This window comes from Streptomyces sp. NPDC001135 (genome assembly GCF_053598395.1).
The window spans coordinates 46675-60053 of sequence record NZ_JBSFKD010000049.1; the positions used below are offsets into that span (position 1 = coordinate 46675).

At 73.0% G+C, this 13379-nt stretch carries 14 protein-coding genes; 7 read left to right on the forward strand and 7 right to left on the reverse strand.

The window, feature by feature from the left end; all coding sequences use genetic code 11:
* The first annotated feature begins 585 nt into the window (after positions 1-585).
* The 3 genes from ACWC94_RS38765 to ACWC94_RS38775 all read left to right on the forward strand — a co-directional run bounded on the left by ACWC94_RS38765 (position 586) and on the right by ACWC94_RS38775 (position 4351).
* Entirely contained in the window at positions 586-1242 is a 657-nt protein-coding gene (locus tag ACWC94_RS38765) for a maltokinase N-terminal cap-like domain-containing protein (protein WP_450802023.1), read from the forward strand.
* 234 nt (positions 1243-1476) lie between these two features.
* Complete coding sequence (locus ACWC94_RS38770) at positions 1477-3333, forward strand: M1 family aminopeptidase (RefSeq protein WP_450802025.1); 1857 nt, start codon at positions 1477-1479, stop codon at positions 3331-3333.
* Between the two features lie 190 nt (positions 3334-3523).
* A complete protein-coding gene (locus ACWC94_RS38775) occupies positions 3524-4351 on the forward strand; it encodes a lysozyme (protein ID WP_450802048.1) in 828 nt (275 codons plus the stop codon).
* 33 nt (positions 4352-4384) lie between these two features.
* Here the strand turns inward: ACWC94_RS38775 and ACWC94_RS38780 are convergent, their stop codons facing one another.
* Positions 4385-4870, reverse strand: coding sequence for a MarR family winged helix-turn-helix transcriptional regulator (locus ACWC94_RS38780; RefSeq protein WP_450802026.1), 486 nt, complete (start codon positions 4868-4870; stop codon positions 4385-4387).
* Positions 4871-4927: 57 nt separating this feature from the next.
* On the opposite strand from ACWC94_RS38780, the gene ACWC94_RS38785 reads away from it, so the two are divergent.
* Positions 4928-5758, forward strand: a complete 831-nt coding sequence (locus ACWC94_RS38785; protein WP_450802028.1) for an alpha/beta fold hydrolase — start codon at positions 4928-4930, stop codon at positions 5756-5758.
* On the opposite strand, the gene ACWC94_RS38790 is transcribed toward ACWC94_RS38785, so the two are convergent.
* The gene (locus tag ACWC94_RS38790) at positions 5755-6390 is read right to left on the reverse strand and encodes a LysE family transporter (protein WP_450802029.1); all 636 of its coding nucleotides are present in this window, start codon (positions 6388-6390) and stop codon (positions 5755-5757) included. The genes ACWC94_RS38785 and ACWC94_RS38790 overlap by 4 nt on opposite strands.
* A gap of 157 nt (positions 6391-6547) precedes the next feature.
* Positions 6548-6982, reverse strand: a complete 435-nt coding sequence (locus ACWC94_RS38795; RefSeq protein ID WP_450802031.1) for a DUF6234 family protein — start codon at positions 6980-6982, stop codon at positions 6548-6550.
* Between the two features lie 193 nt (positions 6983-7175).
* On the opposite strand from ACWC94_RS38795, the gene ACWC94_RS38800 reads away from it, so the two are divergent.
* Both ACWC94_RS38800 and ACWC94_RS38805 read left to right on the forward strand, forming a co-directional pair.
* A complete protein-coding gene (locus ACWC94_RS38800; RefSeq protein ID WP_450802032.1) occupies positions 7176-7424 on the forward strand; it encodes a hypothetical protein in 249 nt (82 codons plus the stop codon).
* A 38-nt stretch (positions 7425-7462) separates the two neighbouring features.
* Positions 7463-7996, forward strand: a complete 534-nt coding sequence (locus ACWC94_RS38805) for a molybdenum cofactor biosysynthesis protein (protein ID WP_450802034.1) — start codon at positions 7463-7465, stop codon at positions 7994-7996.
* Between the two features lie 68 nt (positions 7997-8064).
* Here ACWC94_RS38805 and ACWC94_RS38810 read toward each other — a convergent pair whose 3' ends face one another.
* Positions 8065-8958 carry an aminoglycoside phosphotransferase family protein gene (locus tag ACWC94_RS38810; RefSeq protein WP_450802035.1) on the reverse strand — a complete coding sequence of 298 codons (894 nt, stop codon included), beginning with the start codon at positions 8956-8958 and terminating at the stop codon, positions 8065-8067.
* Between the two features lie 143 nt (positions 8959-9101).
* Positions 9102-9755 (reverse strand): TetR/AcrR family transcriptional regulator, encoded by a 654-nt coding sequence (locus tag ACWC94_RS38815; protein ID WP_450802037.1) that lies wholly within the window; start codon positions 9753-9755, stop codon positions 9102-9104.
* A 176-nt stretch (positions 9756-9931) separates the two neighbouring features.
* Here ACWC94_RS38815 and ACWC94_RS38820 point away from each other — a divergent pair, with 176 nt between their 5' ends.
* Positions 9932-10696, forward strand: a complete 765-nt coding sequence (locus tag ACWC94_RS38820) for an NAD(P)-binding domain-containing protein (protein WP_450802039.1) — start codon at positions 9932-9934, stop codon at positions 10694-10696.
* Here the strand turns inward: ACWC94_RS38820 and fabV are convergent.
* Together fabV and ACWC94_RS38830 are read right to left on the reverse strand one after the other, a co-directional pair.
* Complete coding sequence (fabV, locus tag ACWC94_RS38825; protein WP_450802041.1) at positions 10689-11906, reverse strand: enoyl-[acyl-carrier-protein] reductase FabV; 1218 nt, start codon at positions 11904-11906, stop codon at positions 10689-10691. The genes ACWC94_RS38820 and fabV overlap by 8 nt on opposite strands.
* Before the next feature lie 204 nt (positions 11907-12110).
* Positions 12111-13253, reverse strand: coding sequence for an FUSC family protein (locus ACWC94_RS38830; protein ID WP_450802050.1), 1143 nt, complete (start codon positions 13251-13253; stop codon positions 12111-12113).
* Positions 13254-13379 lie beyond the last annotated feature (126 nt).

Genomic DNA, 13379 nt, shown 5'->3' on the forward strand with positions numbered 1-13379 from the left:
CCCCTAATCGCCCCGGGGGGGCCCGGGGCCGCCCCCCCCCCGGCGCGCACCCGCCGCGCGGGTGTGCTCACTGATCGGCCTCAGTCCAGGGGACCTCACCGCATGGGCGGCCCCCGCGCCGGCCCCCGCACCCGGCCTCCAGACCGCACCGCCCCCTGCCGGTGCCACCGCACCACGCATCGATCCCGGAGCCCTGCTGATGGGCGACGGCGTCCCGGCTGCCGACGCTGTGGACCCCGGCACGCGCGAACATCCCGGCCCTCGTTCTGCCCGACCACGACAAACCGTTCGCGGCCGGCAGCGCCTGCCCCCTCGGCCACCTCGGTGGCGACGGGCCGTTCGAGGAGAACGCGTCCTCGTGTGACGGGGTCGCACCCGCCCGGCCCGGACGGTCGAGGCCTTCGACCCGCTCGCCGTACGCGCCGCGCACCAGCGCGGTGCGGCGACGTGCGGCCCCTTGCCGGGCGAACCACCCGATTGGCGTGCCGTGTTGGCCCCGGCGCCCGTCGGGGCGGGCGGATGAGCTGCGCGAACGGTGAGCCAGGCTACGGGGGTCGACCTGTGCACGACCGAGGGAGCGCCGGGATGGCCATCATCCACCACACCACGCTCAAGCCCACGAAGCTGGAGCTGCTCACCGACTGGCTGCCCGCCCGCCCCTGGTACCGCGGCGGCCCGGACGCCCCCGTGCTGACGAAGTCCGGCGGTTTCCGGCTGGAGGATCCCGAGGGTGAGGTCGGCATCGAGTTCATGGTGGCCACGGACACCTCCACCCCCGAACCGACCGCCTATCTCGCCGTGTTGACCTATCGCGGCGCACCGCTGGAAGCGGCGGAGCACGCTCTCGTCGGCACGATGGAGCACGGCGTGCTGGGCAAGCGCTGGGTCTACGACGGCTGCCACGACCCGGTGCTGGTGGCCCAGTCGCTGTCGCTGATCGAGGGCACGGCGCAGGCGCACGCCCAGAGCACGGACGGCGCCCTCGACTCCGAGGTCGTCCGCTCCTACACCGGCGCCCCTTTCAGCCCGGACGGCTTCGACCCCGAGCCGGTCGACGACCAGGACGGCACCCGCCTGCGCACCCCGCACGGCACGGTCCTGCGTCTGCACCGCGTCCTGAACCCCGTCCCCGGCACCCCGCCCCTCCGACCCGAGGGAGCGATCGGCCACGTGGCGCGCGGCTGGCAGGACCCGCAGGGCCCCCCGCTGGCGGCCGTCTTCATGACGCTGCGCGCCTCCTGACCGGCACCCGACCCGGCACGCTCACCCAATGCGCCGCACCTTCTGGCATGGTCCCGTCAAATCTGGCACTCTCTCGAAGGTCCGGCAGTCCGCGCCCTGACGCCTGTGAGGGCGCGGCGCACCGCTCGGTGCAGCGATCGCGCAAGCCCCGTCCGTGGCCGCCCCGGCTCACCCCAGCCGGCCCGGCGGCCATCGAGCAGGCCGGGAATCCCGGCCGCCGCAAAGGAGTAGCGTGTGAGACCGACTCCCCACAAGGCCCTCGGCGCCGGTGCCCTCACCGTCGCCGCGGTCGCCGCCCTCATGCTCCCCGGCACACCCGCCGCGGCCCGCCCGGCCGCGGCACCCGCCGCCTGCACTCCGGCGCAGGTCGTCGCCAACGGCGGCTTCGAGAGCGGGACATCGCCCTGGTCGACGTCCTCCTCCACCGTCATCACCAGCCGCTCGGGTGAGACCGCCCACGGCGGCAGCTCCTACGCCTGGCTGGACGGAACCGGCGGCACCCACACCGACACGCTCAGCCAGAGCGTCACGATCCCGGCCGGGTGCGACGCGGCCACCCTCACCTTCTGGCTGCACATCGACACCGACGAGACGACCTCGTCCATCGCGTACGACAGGCTCACGGCCAAGATCGGCAGCACCCCGCTGGCCACCTACTCGAACCTCGACGAGAACACCGGGTACGTCCGCAAGTCGATCGACGTGTCGGCGTACGCCGGTCAGACCGTCACTCTCTCCTTGACCGGGACCGAGGACTCCAGCCTCCAGACGAGCTTCGTGCTCGACGACATCGCCCTCGACACGTCCGGCGGCACCACACCGCCGCCGGGCGACTCCACCCGCACCCCGGCCGCGCCCTCGTACACCGTCAGTCTCAGCAGCGACACGAGCGGCACCGTATGGACCGGGCATGAGAGCGCGACCTTCACGAACGCCTCGGCCACCGCGCTGAACGAGGTCTACCTGAGGCTGTGGGACAACTACCACGGCACCTGCGACGCCATGCCGATCCGGGTCACGGGCGTCACCGGTGGCAGCGCGGGCGCGCTCTCCGTGGACTGCACCGCGCTCAAGATCGACCTGCCGGCCCCGCTGGCCCAGGGACAGAGCGCCACCATCGGCTTCGACCTCGGCATCACCGTGCCCAGCGGCGCCGACCGCTTCGGCCACGACGGCGCCTACAGCTTCATCGGCAACGCCCTGCCCGTCCTCGCGGTCCGCGACAGCGGCGGCTGGCACCTGGACCCGTACACGAACAACGGCGAGTCGTTCTACTCCCTCGCCGCCGACTTCAAGGTGACCCTCGACCACCCCAGCGGCCTGCTGGTCCCGGCCACCGGCACCTCCACCGACACCCCGGGCACCAGCGGCCGTACCGTCACCACGGCGACCGCGTCCAAGGTCCGTGACTTCGCCTGGGCCGCCGGGCCCTTCAGCAAGATCTCCGGCACCTCGCCGGCCGGCGTCGCGGTCAACGTCTACTCCGTCTCGGGCATCAGCTCCTCCAGCGCCCAGTCCATGCTCAGCACCGCGAAGACCGCCGTCGACGCCCACGCGGCCCGCTTCGGCGCCTACCCCTACGGCGAGCTGGACGCCGTCATCGACAACAACTACTGGTTCGGCGGAATGGAGTACCCCGGCTTCGTCCTGGACCTGGTCAGCACCACCGCCCTCACCCACGAGATAGGCCACCAGTGGTGGTACGGCATCGTCGGCGACGACGAGTACAACAGCCCCTGGCTGGACGAGGCGTTCACCGACTACGCCACCGACCTCGCCCTCGGCAAGACCGGTACCAGCTGCTGGAACGGCGTCTCCTGGGCCTCCAGCGCCGAGAAGATCACCAATTCCATGGCCTACTGGGACGCGCACTCCTCCCGCTACTCCACCGTCGTCTACGGCTACGGCAAGTGCGCCCTGCACGACCTGCGCCGCGTCCTCGGTGACACCGCCATGACCAAGCTGATGAAGGACTACGCGACCGCCCACTGGTACGGCGTGTCGACCACGGCCGAGTTCAAGGCCGCCGCCCAGGCCGCCACGAGCACCGACCTCACCTCCTTCTGGACCCAGCACCGCATCGACGGCTGATCCGCCGGGGCCGGTCGCGGGAGCGCCCCGGGCGACCTCCGCGACCGGCCCGCACCCCCCGGGAGACCACCGCGAGACGTCCCTGGGACCACCCGAACGGACCAAACGGGGCCCGCAATGCCTTCGTTGGGCCGTGCCCGACGTGCGCGAGGGCCCGACCACGGGTCAGATGGTGTTCGTGCGAAGCGCCATGTCCCTCTCCCGCGGCCGCTCACGCCTTGTCGTCACGGGCGTCCTGACCGGCCTCCTGCTCTCCCTGCCCGGCCCCGCGGCCCAGTCCGCGTCGGCCCCGGACGTCCCTCCGCGCGGCAGCGCGTACATGGGCATCGGTGTCCTCGCCCACGACGGGCGCGCCAGCGACCCCGACGCCACACCCGCCCCCGCCGGCGCGAACCAGATCGAGGGCGTCGACGTCTCCAGCTACCAGGGGAACGTCGCCTGGTCGACGCTGTGGGGCGACGGCACCAAGTGGGCGTACACGAAGGCCACGGAGGGGACGTCCTACACCAACCCCTCCTTCAGCCAGCAGTACACCGGCTCCTACAAGGCGGGCATGGTCCGCGGGGCGTATCACTTCGCGACCCCGGACACGGCCGGGGGCGCCGCCCAGGCCGACTACTTCCTGGCGCACGGCGGCGGCTGGTCCAAGGACGGCAAGACCCTGCCCGGCGTGCTCGACATCGAGTGGAACCCGTACGGCGGCTCCTGCTACGGCAAGTCCAAGAGCGCCATGGTCAGCTGGATCCGTGACTTCGTGAACCGTTACAAGTCCCGCACCGGCCGGGACGCGGTCATCTACACGGCGACCAGCTGGTGGACCGAGTGCACCGGCAACTACGCGGGCTTCGGCAAGACCAACCCGTTGTGGATCGCCCGCTACGCCTCGACCGCCGGGACACTGCCGGCGGGCTGGCCGTACCACACGATGTGGCAGTACACCTCGTCCGGCAAGACCGTCGGGGACCACGACCGCTTCAACGGCACCCTGGACCGACTGCAGGCCCTCGCGAACGGCTGACCCGGCACCCCGCTGCGTGCCGGCGGCCGTGGCTCAGTCCACGTCCACGTCCTCGAACAGCGCGTGCATCGCGCCGAGCACACGCAGACACGCGTCCACGTCCGCCGGGGTCAGATCTCCGCCCACGCGGCGCAGCAGCGCGTGCTCACGGGCCCGTACCGCGCCGATCGCGGCCCGGCCCGGGTCGGTGAGCCGGATGAGCGGGGACCGACGGTGGGCGGGGTTCGCGACACTCTCCACCAGGCCGCGCCGCGCCGCGTCGTTCACCATGCGCTGGACGAACTGCCGGCTCAGCGCCTGGGCCCGCCCCATCTGCGGCACCGTCAGGGGCCCCTGGGTGCGCAGCAGATCCAGTACGGCGCGCACACCGACCGACAGCCCCTCGAGCGGTGCTGTCTGTTCCACCTTGCGGTGCACCCGCCGGTAGAGCGGACCGACCAGGTCGAACACCGCGGTGAGGCGTTCGGCCAGTTCGTCCGGGGAGGGCTCGGTGGTGGCTGCGGTGCGGTCGTCCTTCATGGCACCAGGATGACACCCCGGTTGCCAATATGGGCGCAAGATGACACCTTGGTTGTCATGACTGTCGACTACGCCTCCCTGCCCACCCGTTCACTGCCGACCGCGGACGGCTCCCTCGCCTACCGCGAGGCAGGCTCCGGATCGCCCCTGGTGTTCCTGCACGGCGGCTTCCTCGACCACCGCATGTGGGAGGAGCAGATCCGTGCCTTCGCCCCCCGCCATCGGGTCATCGCTCCCGACGCCCGCGGCCATGGCGGCTCGGCCAACGCGACCGTCCCCTTCCGGCCCGTCGACGACCTCGCCGCGCTGCTGCGGGGCCTCGACGCCGCCCCCGCCGTGCTCGTCGGCGTCTCCATGGGCGGGGCCACCGCGGTCGACTGCGCGCTGGAGCACCCGGAACTGGTCCGTGCCGTCGTCGTCAGCGGCGTCGGCACGAGCGAGCCCGTCTTCGAGGATCCCTGGGCCCTGGACGTGTTCGCCGCCCAGCAGCGGGCCCTGGTCGCCGGCGACGTGGCCGGCTGGGTCGACGCCTTCCAGCGCTTCACCGCCGGCCCGCACCGCGACCTGGCCGACGTGTCCCCCGAAGTCGTCCGCCGCGTACGGGAGATGACGCTCGGCACACTGGCCAAGCACACGCCCGAAGAGCCCGACCATCGGGTGCCCGTCACCGCCACCTGGGAGCGCGTCGCGGACATCGCGGTCCCCGTGTGCGCGATCAACGGCGCCCTGGACGCCCCCGATCACCTCGCCATGGCCACCCGGCTGACCCGTCTCGTGCCCGGCGCCCGGACCGTCACCGTACCGGGCACCGCGCACTACCCCAGCCTGGAGGACCCCGCACGCTTCGACGCCGAACTGTCGGCGTTCCTACAGCGGTTGCCCGGCTAGGAGGCGTGTGCGACCAGCATGCGAACGGCGAGCGCGCTCATCACCGCACTGGCCGCCAGGGCCGTGCACAGGCGCCCGCGCCTGCCGGTCAGGAGCCGGCCGAGCAGGGCACCGCTGCCGGCCAGGAGCAGCTGCCAACTGGCCGACGCCGCGAAGGCGGCCACCACGAACACGGCCCGCTCCAGGCGACCCGGCTCCGCCGAGGTCTGGCTGCCGAGCACCAGAGCGGCGAAGTAGAGCACGGTGACGGGGTTCATCATCGTGACGCCCCACAGCCCGACGAAGGCCCGCGCGGGGCGGGGAGGGGCCTCGACGCCCCGCGCGGCCGTCCGTGGCTCGCGGTCATGGGCGATCGCCTGTGACGCGCCACGTACGGCCAGGACGAGGAGCACCGAGCCGGCGATCCAGCGCAGCGGGTGTGTGATCGGTTCGAGGGCGTGGGCCAGCGCGGAGCCTCCGAGTACGGCGATCAGCGCGTAGAGACCGTCGGCGGCCGCCACCCCGAGCGCGGCGCACGCGCCGGTCTTCCACGAGGTCCGCGCGGTCAACGCCACCAGATAGGTCCCGACGGCCCCCACGGGCACGGCGATGCCGTACCCCGCGAGGAGCCCCGCGACCAACGCCGCCGTCATGCGCGGACGGGTGCCGGCCTCCGCGATCGAGCGGGCTGCTGCTGCCGGTCACACACCGAGTGGTCGGCGGCGGTCGGCGGCAGGAAGACAGTCAGCGAGGTCATGCGCCGATCGTGGCGGCAGTGCGACCGCCCGGACAACTCCTTTTCCCCCCGCTTCAGTGGCAGCGTGGCGCGGCGGGTCCGGCGTGGCAGGCGCGCATGCCGTGGTCGGCCGATGCGTTGGCGTCGTCATGGGCCTGAGCCGCGGCCCCCGCCGACACCACGACGGTGATCAGGACGGCCATGACGAGCTGGCCGACGACGGTCACGAACGCCCGGGCCCGGGCCGCGACCAGCGCCGCCACCAGGGCGAAGGCGCCGACTCCCGCCGCGGCGGTCAGATAGCCCCACAACGGGTCCGCCTTGACGGTCTTGGCCGCGTCCAGATGGAACCCGGACAGGAACCAGAGCCCGAAGTCGCACGCCAGCGCCGTCAGTTCCAGCAACACCAGGCCGCACCCGGCTCCGATGTCGGCACCGGTGTCGGCGCGGCCGCGCCGGCGGGGACCGTTGGTGGCGTCGAACGCCGGCGGGGCGACAGGAAGGTTCATGGCCCTCACGCTGCCCGGCCGACGGGGCGGACGCATGAGTACGGGTACTCAGCCGCCGGCGGGAGCGCCGGCGTGGATGACGAACACGGGGCGCCCCGGCCGGCCGCGGTGGGCTCAACGCCCCTGTCGTCCCCTGCCGTTCAGACGAGGTGCCGTCCGCCGTCCACGGTCAGCACGTCACCGGCCCCTCGGTGTGGGAGTCCTCGGCTCGCTCGCCGGGGACGACCTGGACCGCACGCGCCCCGCCCTGCTGTCCCTGCCCGGAACGGCCCTCGCCCTGACGGTCGTCCTGGCCGTCCGGGCCTCCCACGTCGACTGGGCCTCCGGGCCAGGTCCGAGCCTGGTCGCCATGGTGGCGGGGCTGCTGGCGGCCGGGGCGAGCGGACGGCTGCCGCTCAGGGCAAACGGGGGGCCGGGCCAGGCGATGCGGAGCGCCGGCTGAGCGCGGGCTCGTGCCGTCGGCGGCCGTAGGCTCGTGGCGTGCCCCACGTCGAAATCCTTCAGCTGCTGGTCTCCCCGGTGCACCGGCTCGCCGGCCGGCCGGGGGACGGGATGCCCGAGCTGCCGTCCGGCGAACTGGTGACGACGGCCCAGGTGCGCGCCGGACTGGGTCTCGTCGGCGACCGGTACTTCAACCGGCCCGCCCACCGCGACGCCTCTATCACCCTCATGGCCGTCGAGCGGCTCCCGCGACCGGGCCCGGACGCGGCGGACCTGCTGCGCACCCGGCGCAACGTCCTGCTGCGCGGTGTCGACATCGACGCCTTCATCGGCGCCACCGTCTTCCTCGACTGCGGCACCGGCCCCGTGGAACTCGCGGTGCACAGCGCGGCCCGGCCCTGCGCCTGGATGGACACCACCCTCGGCCCGGGCGCTCAGCGCGCGCTGCGCGGCGGCGGGGGAGTGCGCTGCCGGCCCCTGACCGACGGCACCCTCACCGTGGGCCCGGCCCTGTTCGGCGTACGGGGACCGGACCCCGCCGAGTCCCCCGGCGCGGCTGGGCGTCGTCCGTGAGAAACCGGCGGGTCGCATGTCGCCCAGCCGTACGGGTCACCGGTCACCGTGCGGGACGACCGGTCCGGTCAGCCGCGGGCCAGGGCCATGAGGAACCGGGTTTCCGCGTCGTCCCGCCCCCCGCAGACTCCGGGGACCGCGATGGGGGCGGCCAGGGCCCGGCACCAGCCCAGCACACGATCGGGAGACTGGCCGGGAACCATCGCCGCCAGCTTCTCGATCCTCCGCTCCAGCATGGCGGGACCCGTCGCCCCTTCGAGCACCCAGTCCACGGCGTCGAAGTCCGGGTCGCCCCACGTCGGCCTCGGATCGATCGCCACCATGCGGCCTCCCGGGCCGGCCAGCACGTTCGCCGGATGGAGATCACCGTGCACAAGTCCCACGGGGCCGCCGGCGGCCAGTTCGAGGGCCGCCGCTCGTGCCCGGCCGAGCACCGACGGGGGGATCAGGCCGTTCACGGGGGCCGCCGCCAGCCTGCGGTCGGTCAGGTCGAACAGGAAGTCGATCCGGTGCGAGAGGGGCCGCAGTGCCGAGTGCGTCCCTGGCGGGGGAGGAGAGACCCGCAGGTCCCGCAGCAGAGCCGCGACAGCGGGCACATCCGGGGCGAGCTGCCGCACCGGCACCCCCGGTTCCACGTCCTCCAGCAGGAGGGCCCCGGCGGCGAGGTCCTCGGCCAGCAGAGTGACAACCGACGGCGTGTGGGCCCAGGCCCGCAGGGCTTCGGCCTCCTCGCGGGCGATCGCGGGCTCCGGCGTGAGCTTCAGCCACACCGAGGCACCGGTGTCACGCCTCGAGCAGCGGAACACGCGGGAGGTGCCTCCGCCGCCCGCCGCGACAGGACGCAGATTCCAGCGGGCAGCGAGTTCGCTGACGAGAACGGGCAACTCGTCGCACCAGGCGAGCACGTCGGCTCCGAACCGAACGACGAGCCGGTCCCGGACCTCCGGCGCGACACGGGCCAACTCTCTCAACATGTCCCCCAAGCGGTCGATGCGGTGCGTGCGCATCCCATGAGCACGGGCCCGGCCGCCCTCGCCGCTGAGTACCGACAGCGGTCACCGGTGACCGCTGTCGTGACGCAGCATCGGGAAGCCGAGCGGGCGCGTCAGCGTATCCCGGCCTCGATGTGGGCGAGTTGGGCGGCGAGAATGTCTTCGAAGGCGGCGCGGCGGTCTGCCCCGAGGGGCCGGACGTCGCGGGCGAAGTGGGTCAGGGCGGGGAAGTGTTCGGGGTCGGCCCCCAGCACCGCGACGCGGAACAGTTCCATGCCCTGTTCGTACTCTTCGGGGGTGAGGGTGCTGACCCCGGCCTCGGAGGCGATCAAGGCGGCGAGGAGGACCGCGATCCGGTGGTAGCGCGCGGGGATCTCGGCGTCGGGCAGGCCCGATGCCCGCAGGGCCTGCAGGACCTCCTCCATGACGAGCCGGGAACCGGCGCCGCCCGACGCGTAGCGTCCCCAGACCGCGGCGACCTGGGGGTGCCGGCCGAAGGCTTCTCTCAGGCGCAGGGCCAGGGCGGTGATGCGCTGCTTCCAGTCGCCCTCGGGGCGGTAGCCGTCCATGGCGGCCATGAGGATCCGGTCGGCGACCGCCCGCAGCAGCTCGGTCTTGTTGCGGAAGTGCCGGTAGAGGCTGGAGGAATCAGTTCCCAGTACTGCCGCGAGCTTGCGCACGCTGAACGAATCGGCGTCGCTCGTGCGCAGCAGCTCCGCCGCCGCATCCAGGATCTCCTCGGTCGACCAGCGCCTGCGACCTGCCATTTCGCTCCTCTCGTCCGGACTCAGCATAAACCATGCACTTGCCGTTGCGCGCACCGCGTGCACAATGGAGGCATGTGCATGCCGCCACACCGGCATCCGGGTGCGGAGCAGCATGCCACGACCGCCGTGACCGACCGATGAGAGCCGTGCCGAGCGGCACCAGGGAGGAAGACCCAGTGAAGCGGATCGGCGTCATCGGGGTGGGCGAGATCGGCCGGGCCATCGTGGAGGGCCTGTACGACCGGGACGACGATGTGCCCGAGGTGTTCCTCTCCCCTCGCGGAGCCCGTACGGCCGCCGAGCTGTCCGAGCGCTACGACGGCGTGCGGGTGTGTCCCGACAACCAGGCGGTGGTGGACCGCGCCGAGATCGTGATCATCGCCGTACGCCGTCAGGACCGGCACGCGGCACTCGCCGGCTTGACGGTGGCCGACGACAAGACCGTGATCAATGTGATGTCCGGTGTCGGCAACGACGACCTGCGCCGGACGCTGGCCACCGACGCCCCGCTCGTACGGGCCATCCCCCTGCCCGCCATACGCGAGCGCCGCTCCGTCACGGTGGTGTACCCGTCCCACCCGGTGGCGGACACCCTCTTCGAGCGCCTGGGCGGGGTCCTCCCGGTCGCGGACGAGGCCGACTTCAACGTCCTCTCCGCCGTGACGGGGACGCTGACCAGCCACTACTGGTACCTCGCGACGCTCACGTCGTGGGCCGTCGGCCACGGCATCGCCGCCGGCGACGCGGACCGCTACGTCCGCAGCCTCTTCCAGGAGGTCGGTCGCGCCCTGAGCGACGAGACCCGCACCCTGCAGCAGCTCGCGGCGAACCACGAGACCCCGAAGGGCAACAACGAGCGCATCCGCACCACCTGGTTCACCCCCGCCAACTCCGAGGCCCTCACCCGGGCCCTCGACGGCCTCCTCGCCGACCTCACATAGCGGCGCGGTCGGGCCACGGCGTGTCGGTCTCCGTCGGGACGGTGTAGTCGACACCGGGCACGGCGAAGCCGTACAAGCGCTGTACCTCACCACGGAACCAGTCGAGATCGGCGAGGTCGCCCACGGTCTCGGTGGTCGCCTTCTCCCAGCGTTCGGCGACCGCCTGCTGCACAGCGTCGGCGAGCTCCCAGCGGTCGAGGCGCACCCGGCCGTCGCTGTCGAGGACCAGCTCGGTGGTGCCGGTGAGCTGGTCCCACAGATCGGCAAGCTGACCCGTCGGCGGGACGAGGCCGTCGCCGAGGACGCCGCGCAGCAGTCCGGTGTACAGGGCGATGCCCGGGACGGCGGTGGAGGACTGTGTGACGGCGGCGCCGTTGACCGAGGTCACGGCGCGCCCGCCGACGAGCTCGCCGAGGCGTTCGTCGAGGGCGCGGGCGGTGGCTTCCAGGTGGGCCTTTGCCGCTCCGATGGTGCCCTGGCGGTAGATCGCCGCGGTCAGGGGTGAGCCGATGTAGGACAGGGCCGCGGTCGTGAACCCGTCGGCGAGCAGGTCCCGTGCGGCGAGGTGGCCGATCCAGCGCTCCCAGTCGGCGCCGCCCATCACCGCCACGGTCTGTTCGATGTCGTCCCCCGAGGCAGGTTCTGTCTCGACTTCGCGGACGTCGGGACGGCCGTCCTCGTCGAAGACGAGTGTCTTGGTCCGACAGGCCGTACCGATGGGCTTGAGTACGGAGGCGTAGGCGGCACCGGTGTCGGGATCGGTGCGCCGGGGGGCCGCGACCGAGTAGACGAGATGGTCCACGCGCCCTTCGAAGCGCTCTCGGAGCAGGTCGGCGACCTGGTCCTTCATCGCGTCGGAGAAGGCGTCACCGTTGAGGAAGACCATGTCCCGGCCCGCGGCCCGGGCAAGGTCCCGGGTGGCCGCGGTGCGGTACCAGCCGGCGGTGGCCGTGCGCCGCGCACTGGGCGCCTTCTCGAAGCAGACACCGATGCCGCGGATGCCTGAGCGCTTGAGCCCGGCGAGCGTGGCGGCCAGCCCGTACCCGGCCGACGAGCCGATGACCACGGCGACCGGCCCGTCGCCCGTGGGCTCCGCCATGGGGGGCGGGATGTCCCGCCACATGGTGTTCACCAGCTCGCGGCAGCCTCCTGGATGTGAGTCGAGGAAGAGGAAGCCGCGGTTTCGGGGTGAGATCACGCGCTGGTTCACGAGAAGCGTCCTTCGGCCGGCCCGAGCAGGGCACGACGACCACTGGGGTCCGCCGTGTCCTGCAAGTCTTCAAGGCCGCAGGCACAGGCGGAGGGCTCGTCCGGCACAAAGATGCCGCAGCGATCTTGGTGCGTTCGACCACTTCCGGCTCCGCCGGTTCGGCGTCGTGGGCCGACGAGAACGCCGGGCGCGGCTGATGGGGAGTCATGTGCCCGAGGCGGCCAGCTGATCGGCCAGCCGGTGTGCCTGGACGAGCAGGGCGCCGTACGTGGCGACCTCGTCCGGGTCGTCCGTCGTGGTGCGGACCAGGTCCCGGCGCAGCTCGTCCAGCGTCTCGCGCAACCCCGCGACGGCCGCGCGCAGTTCGTCGTCGCACGCCTCGTCGCCGAACCGGCTGTGGCTGTAGAGCCGCAGGGCGTACGCGGTGCGGTGCAGGAACTCGGCGTAGCGGCGGGCGGGTTCGGGGTGCGGCCGGGGGGCCGCGCGGTCCTCGGTCGCCGCCTCCAGCACCGTGCGGGTCACGCCCGCCGTGTGCACGGCCGCGTAGTCCAGCACCACGATCGCGTCGTCGTACCCCTTGCCGGGCGGTGGCACGGCACGGGTGTGCCGGCGGCGCAGGTTGCCGCGCAGGCTCTCCCGGGTCCACGCGAGCGCCGAGCGGGCCTGCTCCACGAGCCGCTGCAGCCGCAGGGCCCGTTCGTGCCAGGCGGCGGCCTCCGCGGGGTCCCAGCGTCCCTCGGCCAGCCCGTGCGCCACGGCTCGCAGGATGTCGTGGGCCTCCTCGGTCGCGTCCTTCAGGACGGCCCGGCTGTCCCGCAGATACAGCGGCGGCCGGACCAGTGCGTTGACCGCGATACCGACCACGGCTCCGAACAGGGCTTCGGTGAGCCGGGCCGCGGAGGTGGCGACGGTGACGGACCCGTTGGTCAGGACGAACAGGGCGCCGGTGGCGGCGTAGATGCCCTGGCTGCCCAGGCGCCGCCAGTGACCGAGCAGCAGCGCGAGGGGCAGGACGACGGCCATCGCGGCCACCGTGTCGTGCAGCGGCAGCGCGACCGCGGTGGCCACGATCGTGCCGGCCGCGATCGCCGCGAGCTGCTGCAGCCCGTGCGCGATCGACCGGTACACGGTCGACTCCACCAGGACCACCGCCACCCACGGCGCGACGAACGCTACCGGCGCGTGCAGCCACCAGCCCGCCACCGCCCAGGCCAGCCACGCGGCCAGGGCCGCCTTCATCGCCTGGACGGCCAGATCCCGCTCCCGGCACGGCCCCGCCCAGGCCCGTGCCGCACCGTGCGCCGCGGCCCTCGTCTCACGCCACAGCGCCTGCCCTGTCACTCGCATGCCACGCACGGCGCCCGGGTGCCACCCCGGACCCCGCTCCATGCCGCCCGCCCACATCGCAGACACCCCGGCCGGCCCGCCGCCCTCGGACCCCTGGGCGCCCAGGGGCAAGTTCATCAACGCCCT